We start from the raw sequence: 19188 nt of genomic DNA, 5'->3' as shown, positions 1-19188 counted from the left end.
GAACAGTGTGGAGTCGGTGTGTGTGCTCGACCCCTGTCCCGGGTTCGGGGTGGGGTGATAGTTGGATAGTGTTGTCGGTGGTCATTGCGGTAGGGAAACGCCCGGTCCCATTCCGAACCCGGTAGCTAAGCCTTCCAGCGCCGATGGTACTGCACTCGCCAGGGTGTGGGAGAGTAGGTCGTCGCCGACATTCAACTTTCATGGGATATGCCCCGGACTTCCGAGTCCGGGGCATTTCTCGTTTCCGGACCGTTTCTCGGTCCGATGCGTGATACCCGGCCCGGCCCGGGTCGGGTGTCGGTGTGTCCGTTCCCGAGCGCTGGCACGGGTCCCTGAGGGGTTGCTGGTCGGGGCCGTGCCGCTCCCCCGGCGGAGTCGGGAGTCGCATCTCGGGCCCGTCCTGCCGGTCGGCCGCACCTCGCACCCCTTCCTGTGACCTCGCACCCTCTGCAGGGCCTGCGAGGTCACAGAAACATGAGCGACGTGGGGTCCCCGGTGCGGCGTGCCGAACGGCTCGGTCGTCACGGTGCCCGGACAGTGTTGTGTGCGTCGCGGGGCCCGTCGGGCGCTGCCGGGCACGTTCATCGGGTGCGGCGCCCGGCTCGTGGCGGCCGCACGGGACCCCCACCGGCGTCCGTGACATCCACGGCATGCGGCCTACGGCGGACCGTGTCGGGGCGTCCCGCTGATCGCCGGGCGTTCGATGCCGTGCGATCGAGAGCCCGCGTCCGGTGCGTGAGGGAGCAGGAGGCGTCGGGCGGGCGATGGGGACCGCTCCGATCAAGCAGCGGGGTCCGTCTCCGGTCGGCAGGGGACAGGTGAGGTGACGACGCGGGCCGTGCGGCCGCGGTGTCACCGCCTCGGGACGCCGGCCACGGGGACGGACACGTCGGGGTGGGAGAAGCACACCCGACCGACAGTCGTCGTCGCCGGACCGGATCGGAACGGCCGGTCATCCCCAACGGGCACGGTTGTCCACAGGCTCTGAAGCGACCGCGTCGACGGGGCGTCGGCGGGTGAAGCTCATGGGGACAACGCACCCCAGAGCCCCGGAGGATCCGATGAGCGACAACACCGCCACCATCGTCGGCAACCTGACCCGCACCCCCGTCCTGCGCTACACCGCGAACAGCATCCCGGTCACCGACCTCACGGTCGCGGTCAACCACCGTCGTAAGGACCCGATGACCGAGCAGTGGCACGACGTCGCGTGCACCTACTACACGGTGACGTGCTGGCGGACCCTGGCCGAGCACGCGGTGCGGACGTTCGAGAAGGGGCACCGCGTCATCGTCATCGGCCGGATGTACGTCGAGGAGTGGACGGGCCGGGAGGGCGACGTGCGGCAGAGCATCCGGATCGAGCCGTCCAGCGTCGGACTCGACATCCGCTTCTCCCCGGCGGCCGTCGCGCCCCGTCCGTCGGTGTCACAGGGCCCGTCGGTGCCGCAGGCCCGGGACACCGACGACGCCGCGACGCGGTGGGGCGCCCCGCCCGTCGAGGAGCCGGACCACGACGGGTACGACGACGCCCCGGACGAGGCCGAGGGCGCGGAGCTCGACGAGCTCGCGAGGCTGGCGACCGCACCGGCCTCGAGCGGCTGAGCGGGCCCGATCTACCATCGCATCGTGGCGGATCTGATTTACACGATGCGGAACGTGCGTAAGGCGCACGGCGACAAGGTCATCCTGGAGAACGCGTCGATCAGCTTCCTGCCGGGGGCGAAGATCGGCGTCGTGGGCCCCAACGGCGCCGGGAAGTCGACCGTCCTCAAGATCATGGCAGGGCTGGAGAACGCGAACAACGGCGACGCCTTCCTCAAGCCCGGGGCGACGGTCGGCATCCTCCAGCAGGAGCCCCCGCTCAACGAGGAGAAGACCGTCCTCGGGAACGTCGAGGAGGGTCTCGGCGACGTGAAGGTCAAGCTCGATCGGTACAACGCGATCGCCGAGGAGATGGCGACCAACTACACCGACGAGCTGATGGAGGAGATGGGCCAGCTCCAGGAGGAGCTCGACCACGCCGACGCGTGGGAGATCGACTCCCAGCTCGAGCAGGCGATGGACGCACTGCGTTGCCCGCCCGGGGACGCCGAGGTCACCCACCTCTCCGGTGGTGAGCGCCGGCGCGTCGCGCTGTGCAAGCTGCTGCTGTCCCAGCCCGACCTCCTCCTGCTCGACGAGCCCACCAACCACCTCGACGCCGAGAGCGTCCTGTGGCTCGAGCAGTTCCTCGCGAACTACCCGGGCGCCGTCCTCGCGGTCACCCACGACCGGTACTTCCTGGACAACGTCGCGGGCTGGATCCTCGAGCTCGACCGCGGACGCACCTTCCCCTACGAGGGCAACTACTCCACTTACCTGGAGAAGAAGGGCGAGCGCCTCGCCGTCCAGGGCAAGAAGGACGCGAAGCTCCAGAAGCGCCTGAAGGAGGAGCTGGCCTGGGTCCGCTCCAACCCCAAGGCCCGCCAGGCGAAGAGCCGCTCGCGGCTCGACCGCTACGAGGAGATGGCGACCGAGGCCGAGCGGCACAAGAAGCTCGACTTCGAGGAGATCCAGATCCCGCCGGGCCCGCGCCTGGGCAGCCAGGTCGTCGAGGTCTCCCACCTCGACAAGGGTTTCGACGGTCGCCAGCTGATCAAGGATCTCTCCTTCACGCTGCCGCGCAACGGCATCGTCGGCGTGATCGGTCCGAACGGTGTCGGTAAGACGACGCTGTTCAAGACGATCGTCGGTCTGGAGCACCCGGACTCCGGCGAGGTCAAGATCGGCGACACGGTCAAGCTGTCCTACGTCGACCAGAACCGCGGCGGGATCGACCCGAAGAAGACCGTCTTCGAGGTGGTCTCCGACGGGCTCGACTACATCCAGGTCGGCAACACCGAGATGCCGTCGCGCGCCTACGTCGCGGCGTTCGGCTTCAAGGGCCCGGACCAGCAGAAGCCGGCCGGGGTGCTGTCCGGTGGCGAGCGCAACCGCCTCAACCTCGCGCTCACGCTCAAGCAGGGTGGCAACCTGATCCTGCTCGACGAGCCGACGAACGACCTGGACGTCGAGACCCTCGGTTCGCTGGAGAACGCGCTCGAGCAGTTCCCCGGCTGCGCCGTGGTCATCTCCCACGACCGCTGGTTCCTCGACCGGACCTGCACGCACATCCTGGCGTGGGAGGGCACGGACGAGAACCCGGCCGAGTGGTTCTGGTTCGAGGGCAACTTCGAGGCCTACGAGAAGAACAAGGTGGAGCGGCTCGGCGCGGAGGCGGCGCGACCACACCGGGTCACCCACCGTAAGCTCACCCGCGACTGATCACCGCCCGGTCCGGACCTCCCCATCCGGTCGGGCCGGTCCCCGGCGACGGGTGACCGGCTCCCTCGGGAGGTCCGGACGGTGGTGTCACTCACGGGAGGCGATGTGACGTTCGACCTGCAGGGTCGGGCCGCCGGCGCGACGACGGCCGAACTGCGCATGGCGGCGGCCCTGCGCTGGCAGCGGCCCCTGCTCACCGCGGAACTGGCCGAGCAGGCGTGCGCGCGAGCTGTCGCAGACGGTGACGATCTGCGCTGGCTGCAGGCCGCGGGCTGGCTGCTCGACGGCCACGCGGCCGGTGGGGACGCCCGCGACGTCGCCACTGCCGTCGTCGCCGGGGTGACCGGTCATGCCACCCCGGGTGACAGCACGGTCCCCGTGCCCCTCCGCACGCCCGGTACCGAGATCCTCACCCGCCCCGAGAGCGCCCGTCTGCGGGTGGAGCTGGCCGGGGTCGCCCAGGCCGACGGAGAGCTCGAGGCGGCTCGGGCACTCGTCGTCGGCCTGCCGGACGACGCCCCGGGCGAGGACCCGGGGCTGTTGCGCCTCGACCGACTCGCGGTCGAGGTGCGCTGCGCACTCGCCGGCGCCTCCGCCTCCGAGCTCGAGCGGCTGCGCAGCGACGTCGACGCCTGCGGCTCCGGCTTCGGTGGCGAACCGGCGGCGTACGCGGACCTCGTCGTCGGGTCGGTGCACCGGGCCCGGCGCGAACACGATGCCGCCGTGGACCGCGCGTTGCGCGGCCTGGCCCAGCTCGGATGGACACCGGAACGACCCGGGTCCCGCCCGCTGTCGACCCACCTCGCCGCGGCACTGCTCAGCCAGTGGATCACTGCGCTGCTCGACTCCGGGCACGTCCCGCCCGACGCGGTCGCCGCGGCCGCCGTGCAGCGCGAGGCCGAGGACGCCGGTCGGCAGGGTGTGCTGCTGCGGCTCACACTGGCCCGGGTGCAGGCGGGACGTGCGGACCACGCAGCCCGCGCGCTGGTCGAGGCCGCCGACGGCGCCGAACAGGCGGGTGTCCCCGCGCTGGTCGCGGCCTGCCGAACCGCCCAGTCCGAGCTGCACGAGGGCTCGGGCCGGTACCGCGAGGCCCTGGAGACCATGCGCGCCGCGATGGAGGCCGACCAGGTCGACCGCGACCGCGGGACGCGCTTCCGCGACGCGGTGGCGGCGTTGCTGCCGCTCGCCGCCGTCCGCACCAGCACCACCGAGCGACCCACCCCGTTCCCGCGCACGGGCGGGTCGCCTGCCGTACCCGCCGAACGTCCGGCCGCGACCGGAGGCACCGTTGCCGGTGCTCCGACGGGCGGACCCGGTGCCGGTAACCGGGACAGCGCCGGTCGCAGTACGCCGGAACCAGGGTTCGCCGCGTCCCGCCCCGCCAGCGGGGACCCGTCCTCCGGCGCGGACCAGCGGGACAGAGCCGCCCCGCCCGCCGGGACGCCCGTCGAGGAAGGCGAGGTCGGTGCCGGGACCGACCGACCCGCCGGAACCGGCCACACCGAGCCCGACCACGATCGCCCGACCGACGATCGGCCCGGGGACGACCGGTTCACCGGCACGGAGAGCAGGAACGGTCGCTCGGACGGAGCCGGGGACGACCATCCGACCGGGCCCGGGAACGACGGCGCCACGGGAGCCGGGGCCACGAACGGCCTCCCGGCGAACGGCCTCCCGGCGGCCGGACGCTTCCCGGTGCGCTGGGCGCCGTCCGAGAGCCTGCTCCAGGACCCCGGGACCAGGAACGGCGCCGGAACCGCCGACCCGTCGCCGGACGACCGGACCGTGGGCGGATCCGCCGGGGCGAACCGGAACGGTCGCCGTCCCGGCGAGGCCGCTCTCGAGGCGGATGCGTCGTCGGCGACCGGTACGCCGGGCACGACGGACACCGCCGGTACGCCGGACAGTGCGGACGCCGCAGGGGCGGCCGACCGGGCGTCGGACGACACGACGGATGCCGGCGATCGACGACCCGCGGGCATCGACCCCGCCGACCCGTTGGGCGTCTCCGGGCTCCTCGCGGACGGCCCGGCACCGATGGCACCCCGGGACTCCTCGTGGACCGGCCCGTCGTGGACCCCCGACGCGGCAGGCGGTTCGCCGCTCGCCGATGCCCTCCTTGCCGAGTGGCGGGCCCCCGAGCAGCCCGCGGCCATGCACCGCAACGGGGCCCACGGTCCGGCCGACGCCGTCCCGCGGAACGGAGCTCGGCACGAGGCGGCCCACCGGCCCGGCGACGGCCACGGGGCCGGCCCGGCAGCCGGGCCAGGTCCCGTCGACGGTGACCGGAACGGGGCTCCCACGCCGGAGCCGGCCGTCGCCGCCGAGCGGGCTGCGACTGAGCCGCCCGCCGTCGCCGGGCGTGCTGCGGGCGAGCCGACCGTGGTCGCCGGGCGTGCTGCGGGCGAGCCGAACCCCGCCGAGGCCGACCCGAGGTCCGATCGGGCGAGCGCGCGCGCCGCGGCCCGTGCCGGGGACAGCGGCCCGGCCGCGGCACCGACGGCCCCTGCGGCCCCGACGGGGCCACCCGGTACGGCGGAGCGGTCGATCGTCCTCGACCTCGTCGACGGCGACCTCGAGACCGTCACCGGTACGGCGGCGGTCGGGGCCCTGCACGACGTGGTCACCCGGGCCCGCCGGCTGGTTCCGCCGTCCGGAACCACACGTCGCGACGACGACACGGTGCGGGTCACCCTGCCCGACGTCGACCACGTCACCGTCCTGCTCTGGGCACGGTCGCTCGCGACGCACCTCGGCGGCCGCGTGCGCCGGGGCGGGCTGCCGGCGGGGACGTCCCTGCGGATGCAGGCCGTCGGACCGCACGGTGTCGAGGGCGACGAGATCATCACCGAGCTGACCGGGCCGGACACGCCGGCGCCCCTCCCCGAGGCCCCCTCGGCCCGGGCCGGCGGGCACCCCGGCGCCGCGCAGACCGGGGACGCGGGATCGGGTGCCGGCGAGCCGGCGGCCGCCCCGGAGCCGGTCGCGGGGCCGGCGCTGGCGACGCCGCTGGACCTGTCCGGCGAACGAGCGGCCCGAGGTGGGCGGCGACGGGCCGCCGGCGACGGGACGGCGTCGTTGAGCGCCGTCGGTCTCACCGTCCGGCCCGGGAGCGGTGGGCGGCGGCGCTCCGACGGAGCCCTCCGGGACCCGGCGGCCCGCGACCGGACCGTCCGGCACCGGGCCGCCCACGACTCCGGTGCCCGCGATCGTGACCCCGGACACCCCGCCGCGCCACACCCCGCCGCGCCACACCCCGCCGCGCCACACCCCGCCGCGCCACACCCGCCGCGCCACACCCCGCCGCGCCACACCCCGCCGCGCCACACCCCGCCGCGCCATACCCCTCCGCGCCACCCCCCTCCGCCCGCGACGAGGCCCGCGACGAGGTGGGCAGCGACCCTGCCGGGCCGGCGAGGGACGAGCGGTCGCGGGTGTGGGGCGGTTCCGCCCCGGCGGACCCCCGCCGGTGCCGGACCCGCTGGACACCCGGTTCGCGCTGCCCCCGGAACCGGACCGGCGCCTCGCCGAGGCGGTCCGGGCCCACCTCGACCTCCCCGGGCCGGATGGCGCCGCCTCCCGCTTCGACGGCCCGGCCCGGGAACGTTCCGGGCTGCCGGTGCGGTGGTCCGGGGTCGACGACGGAGCGGGGGAGTCAGCGCTGCCGCGTCGTCGTGGGCGGGACGCCACCCCACCGGCCGATGACGGAGACGGCGGGGCCGCCGGTCTGTTCGACGGGGGCGGGACCACGTCCGCAGGCGGCCACCGTGCGTCCGGCGATCCCGACGGCAGCGGCGTGGGCGTGGGGACCTGGACGGTGCGTACCGCGACCGGACCGACCGTGGTGCGGGGTGCGGCGGCCGTCGTCGCCCCGGCGACCGGTGACGCTGCCGCGGGCGGTGACGCTGCCGTGAGCGGTGACGCCGCTGCGGGCGGTGACGCTGCCGTGACCGGTGACGCTGCCGTGGTCGGTGACGCCGCCGTGATCGGTGACGCCGCCGCGGGCGGCGACGACGAACCGTCGACCGGCGCCGTCCCCACACCGACGACGGGCCTACGACCCGGCGGGAACCGACCGGACGCAGGCGGGCGGGCGCCGGACGCCGGCACCGCGACCCGACGGGCTCGCTCCCGCCGAGCGGTCCCCGCGGACGGACCGGTGCCGTCGGACACCGCGACACGGGAGGACGGCCCGGCCACGAGGGACGAGCCGCCGACCTCCCCGCGTGACGACGCCCCGGCCGCGACGCGGGACGGCGCGTCACCGGTGACGCCCGGACGGCAGGACAGCGCTGCCGACGCCCCGGGGACGACGTCGTCACCGGCCGACGGCACACCGGGCGCGGCGGCCCCGTCCGACCCCGCCGGCATCCCCGAGGACATGGGCCTCGCCGATCTCCTCGCCGGGGCCCTCGCGGCCTACCGCGAGATCTGACCGGCCGCCGGGAACCGCTCGCCCGGTCGTCGCGGACGCGGCCGTCCCGGTCCGCCGATGGCGTCGGTACCCCGGGATAGGGTGACGGCCGTCAGCACACGCACGGGGCCGGAGTGGATCGTGAGCAGCGGGACGACGGGGCAGACCGGGAACACCACGAGCACCGACGGGCCGGGCGGTGATCCCCGCCCCGGGAGCGGTGCCGCCGCGGACCTCGTCCGTCTCTACGCCCGGCACACACCCGAGACCGACACGACCGGCGGCGCGGAACTGCCCGGGCCGGCGACCGTCGTCGACACCCATCTCGCGCTCGGTGCGCACCGCGCACCCGGGCGGGCCGCCGTCCGGGTGACCGCCGCCGGGGGAGACGCGGTGACGGTCGACATCGTCACCGACGACATGCCCTACATCGTCGAGTCGGCGCTCGCCGGGATCGGCCGGGCCGGCGGCACCGCGCGGCGCGTCGTGCACCCGATCCTGGTCGTGCACCGCGCCGCCGACGGCACGCTGACCGGCGTCGACACCGCCGCCGACCCGACCGACCCGACCGAGGGCGCCTCGGTCGAGTCCTGGATGCACGTCGACGTCGTGTCCTCCGGGGACCTCGACCCCGACGCGCTGCACGCCGAGCTGGAGCACACGCTCGCCGCGGTCCGGCAGGTCGTCGACGACACCGCCGCGATGACCCTGCGCGCCCGCGCCCTCGCCGACGACCTCTCCGGAACCGGTGCCGCCACGGCCGCCGACACCGACGAGGACGACGTGCACCCGGCCGAGGTCGCGGACCTGCTGCGCTGGCTCGTCGACGACCACTTCGTGTTCGTCGGCTACCGCCACTACTCCCGGCGCACCGACGACGGGGGAGACCCGGACGGGCGCCTGCGGCCCGACACCGACACCGGTCTCGGCGTCCTGCGCCCCGGCGACGCCGGCGCGAACGTCTTCCTCCCCGAGGAGACCGGCGCCGCCGACCCCGCGGGCCTGCTCCTGTTCACCCGGGCCAGCGAGCGCAGCCGGGTGCTGCGTGCGGTGCACCCGTACTACGTGGGGGTCCGCACCCGCGACGCCGACGGGACCGTCACCGGCGAGCACCGCTTCCTCGGGATGCTGACCGTCCCGGCCCGGCACGAGTCGGTCCTGGACATCCCGGTCGTCGCCCGCCGCATCCGTGGCGCCATCCGGCGCGCGGGCTTCCCGGCCGACTCCTACTCCGGGCAGCAGATGCTCGAGGTGTTCTCCCAGCTGCCCCGCGCGGAGCTGTTCACCTCGTCGCAGGATCGGCTGCACGACACCGCCGTCGGGGTGCTGGAGGCGGGCGCCCGCCGCGCGGTACGGCTGTTCGTGCACCCCGACCCGTACCGCCGCTTCCTGTCCTGCCTGGTCTACCTGCCGCGCGACCGCTACACGACCGCGACCCGGCTGAAGATCACCGACATCCTGCGCACCCGGCTCGGCGGCACCGACGTCAGCTACACCGCGCAGGTCGGCGACGTCGAGCTGGCGCTGCTGCACCTGACGATCACCACCGATCCCGGCGCCGAGCCGGTGACGGTGGACCTGGCCGAGCTGCAGGACCACGTCGCCGAGGCGACCCGCACGTGGGACGACCTGCTCGTCGCCGCGCTCGGCGACGCCGGGCCCGCCGCCCGCCCGATGCTGGCCGGGGTCCCCGAGTCCTACAAGGCGACGGTGACCCCGCTGCGCGCCGTCGAGGACCTGCGGCGGCTGATGACGCTGGGGGAGAAGGGCGAGGACGCGTTCGACCTGCGGCTGTACCGCAGCATCGAGGGCGACATCCGGTTCGCGCTCTACGTCGGCGACGACCCGGTCACCCTCACCGGTGTGCTGCCGCTGCTGCAGCAGCTCGACGTCGAGGTCGTCGACGAGCGGCCCTACGAGTTCCGCCGCCCCGACGGCCGTCGCTGCTGGCTCTACGACTTCGGGCTCCGGCCCCCGCAGCCCGCCGGAGCCCCCGCGGTCCCGACGGTCACCGTCGAGGACGCCGGACGACGGTTCGAGGAGGCGTTCGCCGCGGCCTGGCGGGGCGACGCCGAGTCCGACCGGTTCTCCGCGCTCGTCCTGCGCGCCGGTCTGCACTGGCGCGAGGCCGCCGTTCTGCGGGCCTACAGCCGCTACACCCGCCAGCTCGGCGGGCTGTTCACCCTGCAGTACACGGCCGGCGTCCTGGTCGCCCACCCGCAGGTCGCGCAGGGTCTGATCACCCTGTTCCGCGCCCGGTTCGACCCGGCCACGGCCGACGCCGACGAGCGCGAGGCCGCCCACCAGCGGGCCCTGGAGAACGTCACCACCCTGATCGACCAGGTCTCCGGTCTCGACGCCGACCGCATCCTGCGGGGCCTGCTGGCCGTCATCGAGGCGACGCTGCGGACCAACTGGTTCCGGGGCCGCCCGTTCTTCTCCTTCAAGCTGGACCCGGCCGCCGTGCCGGACATGCCGCTGCCCCGCCCGCGGTTCGAGATCTTCGTGTACTCGCCCGCGGTGGAGGGCGTGCACCTGCGGTTCGGCCCGGTCGCCCGCGGCGGTCTGCGCTTCTCCGACCGCCAGCAGGACTACCGCACCGAGGTGCTCGGCCTGGTCAAGGCCCAGGCGGTGAAGAACGCCGTCATCGTCCCGGTCGGGGCGAAGGGCGGGTTCGTCGTGCGCAGGCCCGGGCCGGCGCCCGAGCACGTCCGCGACTGCTACCGGACCTTCATCTCCGGGCTGCTCGACATCACCGACAACCTGCTGACCCACGCCGACGGCACCACCGAGACGCTGCCGCCCACCGACGTGGTGCGTCACGACGGCGACGACTCCTACCTCGTCGTCGCCGCGGACAAGGGCACCGCCACGTTCTCTGACCTGGCCAACTCCGTCGCCGAGTCCTACGGCTTCTGGCTGGGCGACGCGTTCGCCTCCGGCGGCTCGGTCGGCTACGACCACAAGGCCATGGGCATCACCGCCCGCGGCGCGTGGGAGTCGGTCAAGCGGCACTTCCGCGAGCTGGGTGTCGACACCCAGCGCGAGGAGTTCACCGTCGTCGGCGTCGGCGACATGTCCGGTGACGTGTTCGGCAACGGGATGCTGCTGTCGGAGCACATCCGGCTCGTCGCGGCGTTCGACCACCGGCACGTGTTCGTCGACCCGACCCCGGACGCCGCGACCTCCTACGCCGAGCGTCGCAGGCTCTTCGAGCTGCCGCGCAGCTCGTGGGCCGACTACGACACCTCCCTGATCAGCGCGGGTGGCGGGGTGTGGCCGCGGACCGCGAAGAAGGTGCCGGTCGGGCCGGAGATCCGGGCCGCGCTCGGGCTGGCCGACACGGTCACTGCGCTGTCCCCGCCCGAGCTGATCCACGCGATCCTGCTCGCCCCCGCCGATCTGCTGTGGAACGGCGGCATCGGCACCTACGTCAAGGCGTCCGGCGAGACCGACGGCGAGGTGGGGGACAAGGCCAACGACGCCATCCGGGTCGACGGCCGCGCCCTGCGGGTGCGCGTCGTCGGCGAGGGCGGCAACCTCGGGCTCACCCAGCGCGGGCGGATCGAGTTCGCCCGCCGCGGCGGCCCGGACGGTGCCGGCGGCCGGGTCAACACCGACGCCATCGACAACTCCGCGGGTGTCGACTGCTCCGACCACGAGGTCAACATCAAGATCCTGCTGGACCGCCCGGTCGCGGACGGCTCCCTGGACCGCGACGCCCGCAACGAGCTGCTCGCGTCGATGACCGACGAGGTCTCCGCCCTCGTGCTCGCCGACAACGTCGCGCAGAACGAGGTGCTCGGCGTCGCCCGCGCCCACGCCCCGGACATGGTCGGTGTGCACGCCCGGATGGTCACCGACCTCGCCGGGCGCACCGGGCTCGACCGCACGCTGGAGGTCCTGCCCGACGAGGCGGGGTTCGCGCGCCTGGCCGCCGACGGTCTCGGTCTCACCGGCCCCGAGCTGGCGACGCTGCTCGCCCACACCAAGCTCGACCTGACCCACCGGCTGCTGCAGACCGACCTGCCCGACCTGCCCGCGTTCGCGCCGGCGCTGCCCGGCTACTTCCCGCACCCGCTGCGGGAGCGCTTCGAGCACGCCGTGCGCAACCACCCGCTGCGTCGGGAGATCATCGGTACGTCGCTGGTCAACGACATGGTCGACGGTGCCGGGATCAGCTACGCGTTCCGGCTGGGCGAGGAGATCTCCGCGGGCCCCGACGACGTGGTGCGCGCGTACACCGTCACCACCCGCGTGTTCGGGCTGCCTGCGCTGTGGGAGGCCGTCCGCCGGGCCGAGGTCGGAGTCCCGATCGCCGACGCGGTGGTGCTGGAGTCGCGGCGGCTGCTCGACCGGGTGTCGCGCTGGTTCCTGACCAACCGGCCGCAGCCGCTCGCCGTCGGCGCGGAGGTCAACCGGTTCGCCGGCCCCATCGCGGAGCTGCGGGCGCGGCTGCCCGAGCTGTTGCAGGGCCGCGAGCTCGACGCGGTTCAGGAACGTGCCGCGGAGCTGCGCGCCTGCGGGGTGCCCGAGGAGATGGTGGAGTCGGCCGCGCTGTCGCTCTACGCCTACGGCCTGCTCGACGTCGTCGAGCTGGTGGAGCTGTCCGACCGCGAGGCCGAGCCACGGCCCGGCGCCGAGGTGGCCCGCCTGTACTACGCGCTGTCCGAGCACCTCGGCGTCGACCAGGCGCTGACCGCGGTGTCCCGGCTCGACCGCGGGGACCGCTGGCACGCGCTGGCGCGGCTCGCGCTGCGTGACGACCTCTACGGGTCGCTGCGTTCGATCACCCTCGACGCGCTGCGCGAGACCCCGCCCGGCACGGGTGTCGACGACGCGATCGCCGCCTGGGAGCAGGCCAACTCCTCGAAGCTCGCACGCGCCCGCAGCGCGCTGGAGGAGATCGGGGCGTCGGCGTCGCTGGACCTCGCGACCCTGTCGGTGATCTCGCGTCAGCTGCGCGGACTGGCCCGGTAGGAGCTCCCCGTGACCGCCTTCGTCGCCGAGGTCCCACTGCGCTGGACCGACCAGGACGCCTACCGCCACGTCAACCACGCCCGGATCGTCACGCTCGTCGAGGAGGCCCGCGTCGCGCTGGCCTTCACCGCCGCCGGGCGGGAGGGGCTCGCCGGGTTCTCCTCCGGTCTGCTCGTCGCCGGGCTGCACGTGGAGTACAAGCGGCAGCTGCCGTGGCGCCCCGAGCCGCTGCGGTGCGCGATCACCGTGCGGGAGCTGCGGGCCGCGTCGTTCGTCCTCGACTACGCCCTGCACGACGGACCCGGCGCGGACGACCCGGTCGCGGTCACCGCCTGGACCCGGATGGCCCTCTACGACCTCGAGGCGGACCGGGTCCGCCGACTCACCGTCGACGAGCGGAACTTCCTCGAGCGCCACCGGGGAGACGTGTCGTGACCCTGCGACTGGCGGACGCGACCGAGCGCGACGACCTCGGCGCGTTCACCGCGCGCGTCGCCCGGCTCGACCAGACCGCCGCGATCCGGCTCGCCGCCGGTGCCGGCCGGATCACGGCGTGGGCCCGCACCCCGTTCGACGTCCTCGTGACCCGGTCGGTGGCCGGGGAGCTCGACCCGGCGCTGCCGGTCATCGCGCAGGCGTCGACGCTGCTGACGGCGCTGGCCGTCGACCGCTCCGCCGCGGTCGACCCCGGCCCGCCCGCGCCGTGGCTCGACGAGCTCCCGCCCGAGGACGGCTGGTCCCGGGTCGACGACGTCCCCGCCGCGGAGCTCGACGAGCTCGCCGACCGGGGGCTGGCACTGGCCCGGGAGCACGCAGGCCCGATGGGGCCGCCGGCGTCGCTGCTGGACCAGACGGTGCTGACGGTGTCCCCGCCGGACGCGGGCCGCCCGGTGACCGTGCCGATGCGGGTGCTGTTCGCGATGTCCGGGATGGGTTTCCTCGGCTCGGCGCCGCAGGAGACCGACGGGCCGCGGGTACGGGTGTCCGCGTCGGGCTCGTGGATGCGGCTCGACGCCCGGTACGGGGCGGTGGTGAAGCGGCGCGTGGTGTCGCTGCCGCTGTCGGTCGCGCGCTGACGGGCCGGGCCCGCAGCAGGGGCCGGCCCGGGCTCAGGTCAGGTTCAGCACGCTGACCGCGCCGTCGCCGGTGACCCAGCCGGTGCGGCCGTCGGGGGCGACCGCGACGGCGGTCGGGTTCGGGGCGACGTCGGTGGTCCCGGTGACCTGCCAGGACCCGGTGTCGACGGTGACGAGAGCCTGCCGGGTCGCGACGTAGAGGTGGCGGCCGTCGGGGGCGAAGGCCATTCCGGTGGCGCCGCCGTCGACCTGCACGGTCGCGATCTCGCGGCCGTCGGCGGGGTCCAGGACGGTCACGGTGCCGGACTCCGGACCGCCGACCGCGACCACGGTCCGCGGGACCGACGCGGGGCTGACGGCCAGGGACTCCGCGCCGCCACGCACCGGGAAGCTGCCGAGCACGGTGAGGCTGTCCGGGTCGAGGACGGTGAGCTGGTCGGCGCCGCGGGTGGCGAGGTAGACGCGGTCGCCCGCGTCGTTCGTGGCGCTCGCGTAGGGGTCGCGGGACACCGGCACGGTCCGGGTGACGGTGCCCGCGTTCGGGTCGAGCTCCTGCACGGTGGCGTCCGCGCGGGAGGGCACGTAGAGGAACCGGCCGTCGGGGGACACCGCGGCCGCGGCCGGGTCGCCGCCGACGGCAGCGGTCGAGACGACGGTCCGCCCCGGCACGTCGACGACGGCGATCTGCCCGCCGCCCTGACCGGCGGTGCTGACGTAGGCGCGGGTGCCGTCCGGGGAGGTCACCACCCCCTGCGGGGCCGCCGGGAGCTCGATCTCCCCGGTGACGGCGTCGGACGCGGTGTCGACGACCGCGAGCCGGTTCGCGTCACGGACCGCGACGAGGGCCGTCGAGCCGTCCGGGATGGCCGCGACGGCGACCGGCGCGCCGCCGAGGGGCACGGTCGCCCGCACCGTCGGCTGCGCCAGGCTCGCCCCGGCCGCGACCGCGTCCGGACGCGGCCCCGTGCCCGGACCGGCGGAGACGGCGGGCCGGGTCGCGTTCGCGCCCGGGTCGGACTGGCTGGGCGACAGCATCGCCCACAGCGTCAGCGCGCCGAGCAGCACGATCGCCAGCGCGATCGCGAGCCCGGCCGCGGACGGGCTGCGACGGCCGTTGCGCGGCTTCGCCGACATGATCGCCTCGCGGCGCGGGGTGACCGGCGGCTTCTCACCGGTCGCCGCCGCGGCCGCGGGCTGGACCGCGGTGCCCGGACCGGTGTCGCTGACCGTGCCGTCCCGGCCGGACGCGGCGCGGGCGGCGGCCACCGAGACGGCCCCGACCGAGGCCGCGGCGGCGGCGTTGCGGCTGGTAGTCGAGGCGTCCGGCCGGTCCGGGCCCGACGGGCCGCCCGTGTCGTCCGTCGCCGGGGCGTCCGGGTGTCCGGTGACCGGGGTGTGGCCCTGCAGCGTGGGCGGCTCGCCGTCGGTGCCGACGGGCCGCAGGACCACGGTGGTCTCGTTCTCGGACGGAGCGTCCGGTCGCGGTGCGGGCCGTCCGTCCGGTCCTCCGGGGCCCGGGCGGTCCGGGGCGGGGGCCCAGGAACGGGCACCGGGGGCGCCGTTCGACGGGTGGGCACCGGTACCGGGCCCGTCCGGGCGGCCACCGGCCCCGGGGCGCCGGGCCGGTCGGTCGGAGACGAACCGAAGCCCCGCCCACCGGGGCGGTCGACGGGGTACCCCCCCGTGCCCGGACCACCGGAGCGGTCGGTCGGGAACGCGCCGGTGCCCGGTCCGCCGGTTCGGTCGGTGGGGTACGCGCCGGTGCCCGGTCCGCCGGGCCGGTCGGTGGGGTACGCCCCGGTGCCCGGTCCGCCGCGCCGCTCGTCCGGGCCCGCGCCGGGGGCGGGGAACGCCCCGGTCCGCGCCGGTCCGGAGAACGCGGCGGCTGCGTGGCCCGGGGCCGCGGCCGGCCCGGAGCGCGGCGGCGTGTCGCCGTACGACCCCGGCGTCGGGAACGCGCCGTCGCGGGACGGTGCGGCGTCGTCCGTGGGCGGACGGCCGGTGTCCCACGCCGGGGCGTCCCGGGCGGAATCCTCACCGGTGGTGTCGTCACGGTGGACGTCGTCGGGGGAGGGCCCGTCGGGGTCGGGCGCGGAGGCCGCGGTGTCGGCGCGGGAACGCCACGGGTCGTCGGCGCGGCCCGGGAGCCGGCCGAAGCCGCTGCCCGAGTCACCGCCGGCGGTGGCGAACAGGTCGTTGCCCGACAGCCCGGCCATCGCCGGACCGGACGGTGCCCCACCCATCGCCGGACGGGGCACCGGACGCTGCTCCGGGCCCGCCGGCGCGGAAGGCCTGCGACCGGGCATCGTCGGACGGTTCCCGGACGGTGGGGTCGAGGGCCGCGCGGGCGGCTGCTCGGTCCGGTCGTCGGAGGGGTCCGCGCTCGGGTAGTGCCCGATCAGTGCGCCGGGCGGCAGGATGTCGGTCTCCGGACCGTCGGCGCCGCTGCGCGCCGGGCGGGGCGGCCACCGCTTGGTGGTGTGCTGTCCCGCGGTGTCGCGGTCCCCGTCGCGGGAGCCGGTGCCGCCGGACTCCGTGGTGTCCCCGGCCGAGGGCGACGGGGCGGCGTCCTGGTCCGGGGTGGAGCCGGCGGTGGGGCGGGTGCTGTCGCCGAGCGGCCGCGGGGTGGGCGCGATCGGCGGGACGACGGTCGGTGCGGGTGCGGTCACCGGGACACCGTCCGGCCCGGGACCGGCATCGGTGCGACGACCGCCCTCCGCGGGGGTGGCGGCGGGGTCGGGCCGGTTCGCACCGGGCCCGGGGCCGGGACGTCCCGTTTGCGTGGGGTCCGGCCGGGGCGCCGACGGGACGGTGCCCGCCGCGTCCACCCCGGGAGCCGACGGGGAGACGTCCGACGAGCCGGACCGGGGAGTCGCCGGAACGGCGTCCGCCGGGCCGGGACGGGGTGCCGCCGGGCCGCCGTCCGCCGAGTCCGGCCGCGGTGCCGCGGGGGTGGCGTCGGCCGGGCCGGGCGTCGGCGCGGCCGGGGTGCGGCCGGTCGCGGGAGGTGTCGTCCCACCCGGTGTGCCCGGCGCGAACGACGGCGGCGGCGCGAAGCGGTCCGCCGGGGTGTGCAGGGGGTCGAGACCGTCGTCGCCGGGTTCGTCGGGCAGCGGCCCGACGCCCAGCGGGTCGTCGCCGAGGTCGCCGAGATCGGCGTAGTCACCCGCGTCCGACGGCGGTTCGGGGACGGCGGGCCGCGGTCCCGGGGTGGGCCGTGGGGCGGGCGCGGGACCCCGTTCGCGGGACACCAGTTCGGTGAACCCGGTCGGGGTCGGCTCGCGCCGGGCGCCGTCGTCCTCGGACGTGGCCTCCGGCTCCGGGGCCTCGCCCGAGCCGGACCGCATGACCAGGTCGACCAGGGAGCCGGGGACCACCGGCACGCGGCCGGTCCGGATCGCCTCGCCGAGCCCGTCGGGGTTCGGTTCGGGGTCCGGCGGGCCGTCGGCACGCCGGGGGGAGCGGTCGTCGGGGCCCGGGTGACCGGGCGCCGACGTCATGCGTTCTGCGGCGGTCGGGTGCACATAACGATTCGATTATCGCGAGCGTCGTCCCGGGCCCGGACCCCGGGTGGCCCCCCGGCCCGTCCTGGTCGTCCCACCTGCGACGTCCGTCCTGGTCCGGGGCTGGTCACGCCCCGTTCCGAGGTCACCGAACGGGAGGACCCCGATCGAGGTGAGCGAGATCGGCGGGATGCGGCCGACGGTGGTGCTGTCGGGGTCCTCCTCGGCCGGGCGGTGCCCGGGACCGAGGAGCAGGGAACCGGTGGCGGGCACGTCCTCGTCCTCGGCGGGACCACCGGCCTCCGAGCGGGACTCGGTGGCATCGGCCGACGGCCTGCTGCTGAGCTCCGACACCGAGGCGATCAACCCCTCGTCCGACGACGGCGCCGGGGTCGAGGGCGGCGGGGAGACGGGCGGCAGGGAGACGGGCGCGGGGCCGAACAGGGCGTCGTCGAGGGCGGCGGAGACCGGCTCACGGTCCAGCTCCTCGGCGAGGGTGCGCTGCACCCGGGTCAGCTCGTCCCGGACGTCGTCGCGCAGCGCGGCCAGTCGCTCGACGTCGCGCACGACCGCCGACCGTCGCTCCCCGGCGCCCTGCTCGGCGTCGCGCAGCAGTGCGGCGGCCTCGGCGCGCGCGGTGGACAGCGTCTGCTCGGCGTCGGAGCGGGCGTCGGCGAGGATGCGCTCGGCCTCGATGTGGACACCGGACAGCCGGTCGGACACGGTGCGCTCCCGCTCGGCGAGATCGCGTTCGCGGCGGTCGGCGTCGTGCTCGCGGTCGTCGAGGGTGCTGCTGCGGGAGGCGAACTCGCGGTCCAGGGTGGCGGCGCGGCCGAGCAGCGCCTCCTCGGTGCGGGAGCGGCGGTCCTCGGCCTCGCGGCGGGCGCGCTCCACGATCTCCGCGGCCTCGTCGGCCGCACGCTCGCGCAGCTCGGCCGCCTCCTGCTCGGCGGCCTGGAGGACGCGCTCGACGCGGCGGCCGAAGCCGGCCTCCTCGGCGCGGCGCTCCTCACCGGCCCGGGCGGCGGAGTCGTTCTCCAGCTGCTCCTGCAGCCGCCGGACCTGCGCACGGGCCGCGGACAGCGACTGCTCGGCGGCGTCCGCGCGGCGGATCTCGTCGTGGATGCGGTGGTCGAGCTCGGCCAGCCGGGTGTCGACCTCGCCGCGGTCGTAGCCGCGCAGCACGACGGTGAACCAGGAGCCGTCCTCGCCGTCGTGGCGGTCGGGGTGGGCCCCGGAGTCGCCGCCGCGGTGCGTGTGCCGCGACGACCCGTCGACCGGCTCGTGCCGATGCGGACCGGACAGCGAGGGAGAGACGCTCACGATGAACCCCCAAGACGGGTGACTACGAGCCGCCCGACGTGCCGGGGCGGCGTCCCGTCCAACGAGACCGGACGCGTTCGGTCACGTTCAGCACTGGATCAACCCGGAAAGCGACCGAATGCCACTCGAATGGCCGCCGGACGGACGGGCTGACGATCACAGTGTGTGGTAACGCCCCTACTCGGGTCAGAACTCCGAGTTCTGCATGCTCGCTGCGGCGTACTGCAGGTAGTTCCACAGCTGCTCGCGGTGCTCCGGAGAGAGGTTCTCCTCGTCGACGGCGATCCGCATGCAGCGCAGCCAGGCGTCGCGCTCGATCGGGCCGATCTTGAACGGCACGTGCCGCATCCGGAGCCGGGGGTGGCCGCGCTGGTCGGAGTAGGTGCGCGGGCCGCCCCAGTACTGCTCCAGGAACAGCCGCAGGCGGTCCTCGGCCGGGCCGAGGTCCTCCTCCGGGTACAGCGGCCGCAACACCTCGTCCCGGGCGACCTCCTCGTAGAACCGGTGGACGATCCGGTGGAAGACCGGGGCGCCACCCACCTCGGCGTAGAAGTTCTGCGGTGCACTCACGCCGACCAGTCTCC

Annotated in this window: 10 protein-coding genes and 1 rRNA gene; 8 read left to right on the top strand and 3 right to left on the bottom strand. The window is 75.6% G+C overall.

Annotated elements, in window-relative coordinates:
- Window positions 1-73 precede the first annotated feature (73 nt).
- From rrf to AC0GKK_RS08275, 8 genes are all read left to right on the top strand, one after another.
- Window positions 74-190 (top strand): 5S ribosomal RNA (rrf, locus tag AC0GKK_RS08310).
- 871 nt (window positions 191-1061) lie between these two features.
- Entirely contained in the window at window positions 1062-1604 is a 543-nt protein-coding gene (locus tag AC0GKK_RS08305) for a single-stranded DNA-binding protein (RefSeq protein ID WP_346106268.1), read from the top strand.
- 24 nt (window positions 1605-1628) lie between these two features.
- Window positions 1629-3305 (top strand): energy-dependent translational throttle protein EttA, encoded by a 1677-nt coding sequence (ettA, locus tag AC0GKK_RS08300; RefSeq protein ID WP_208826435.1) that lies wholly within the window; start codon window positions 1629-1631, stop codon window positions 3303-3305.
- A 105-nt stretch (window positions 3306-3410) separates the two neighbouring features.
- Window positions 3411-7013, top strand: coding sequence for a hypothetical protein (locus tag AC0GKK_RS08295; RefSeq protein ID WP_489883526.1), 3603 nt, complete (start codon window positions 3411-3413; stop codon window positions 7011-7013).
- Window positions 7014-7467: 454 nt separating this feature from the next.
- A complete protein-coding gene (locus AC0GKK_RS08290) occupies window positions 7468-7743 on the top strand; it encodes a hypothetical protein (RefSeq protein ID WP_489883525.1) in 276 nt (91 codons plus the stop codon).
- A gap of 57 nt (window positions 7744-7800) precedes the next feature.
- Window positions 7801-12702: an NAD-glutamate dehydrogenase gene (locus tag AC0GKK_RS08285; RefSeq protein ID WP_476654106.1), complete on the top strand. Its 4902-nt coding sequence runs from the start codon at window positions 7801-7803 to the stop codon at window positions 12700-12702.
- A gap of 9 nt (window positions 12703-12711) precedes the next feature.
- Window positions 12712-13137 (top strand): acyl-CoA thioesterase, encoded by a 426-nt coding sequence (locus tag AC0GKK_RS08280; RefSeq protein ID WP_489883524.1) that lies wholly within the window; start codon window positions 12712-12714, stop codon window positions 13135-13137.
- Entirely contained in the window at window positions 13134-13778 is a 645-nt protein-coding gene (locus AC0GKK_RS08275) for a DUF8185 domain-containing protein (RefSeq protein WP_405418713.1), read from the top strand. Before AC0GKK_RS08280 ends, AC0GKK_RS08275 begins: the two co-directional genes overlap by 4 nt.
- A 33-nt stretch (window positions 13779-13811) precedes the next feature.
- On the opposite strand, the gene AC0GKK_RS08270 is transcribed toward AC0GKK_RS08275, so the two are convergent.
- The 3 genes from AC0GKK_RS08270 to AC0GKK_RS08260 all read right to left on the bottom strand — a co-directional run bounded on the left by AC0GKK_RS08270 (window position 13812) and on the right by AC0GKK_RS08260 (window position 19174).
- Window positions 13812-15227: a YncE family protein gene (locus tag AC0GKK_RS08270; protein ID WP_489883523.1), complete on the bottom strand. Its 1416-nt coding sequence runs from the start codon at window positions 15225-15227 to the stop codon at window positions 13812-13814.
- Window positions 15228-17314: 2087 nt separating this feature from the next.
- A complete protein-coding gene (locus AC0GKK_RS08265; protein WP_489883522.1) occupies window positions 17315-18604 on the bottom strand; it encodes a hypothetical protein in 1290 nt (429 codons plus the stop codon).
- Window positions 18605-18790: 186 nt separating this feature from the next.
- The gene (locus AC0GKK_RS08260) at window positions 18791-19174 is read right to left on the bottom strand and encodes a globin (RefSeq protein ID WP_405418706.1); all 384 of its coding nucleotides are present in this window, start codon (window positions 19172-19174) and stop codon (window positions 18791-18793) included.
- Window positions 19175-19188 lie beyond the last annotated feature (14 nt).

Source organism: Pseudonocardia sp. P-1 (assembly GCF_058111925.1).
Note: the sequence above shows the minus strand (reverse complement) of the source record. Positions and strands in the feature narration are given on the sequence as shown.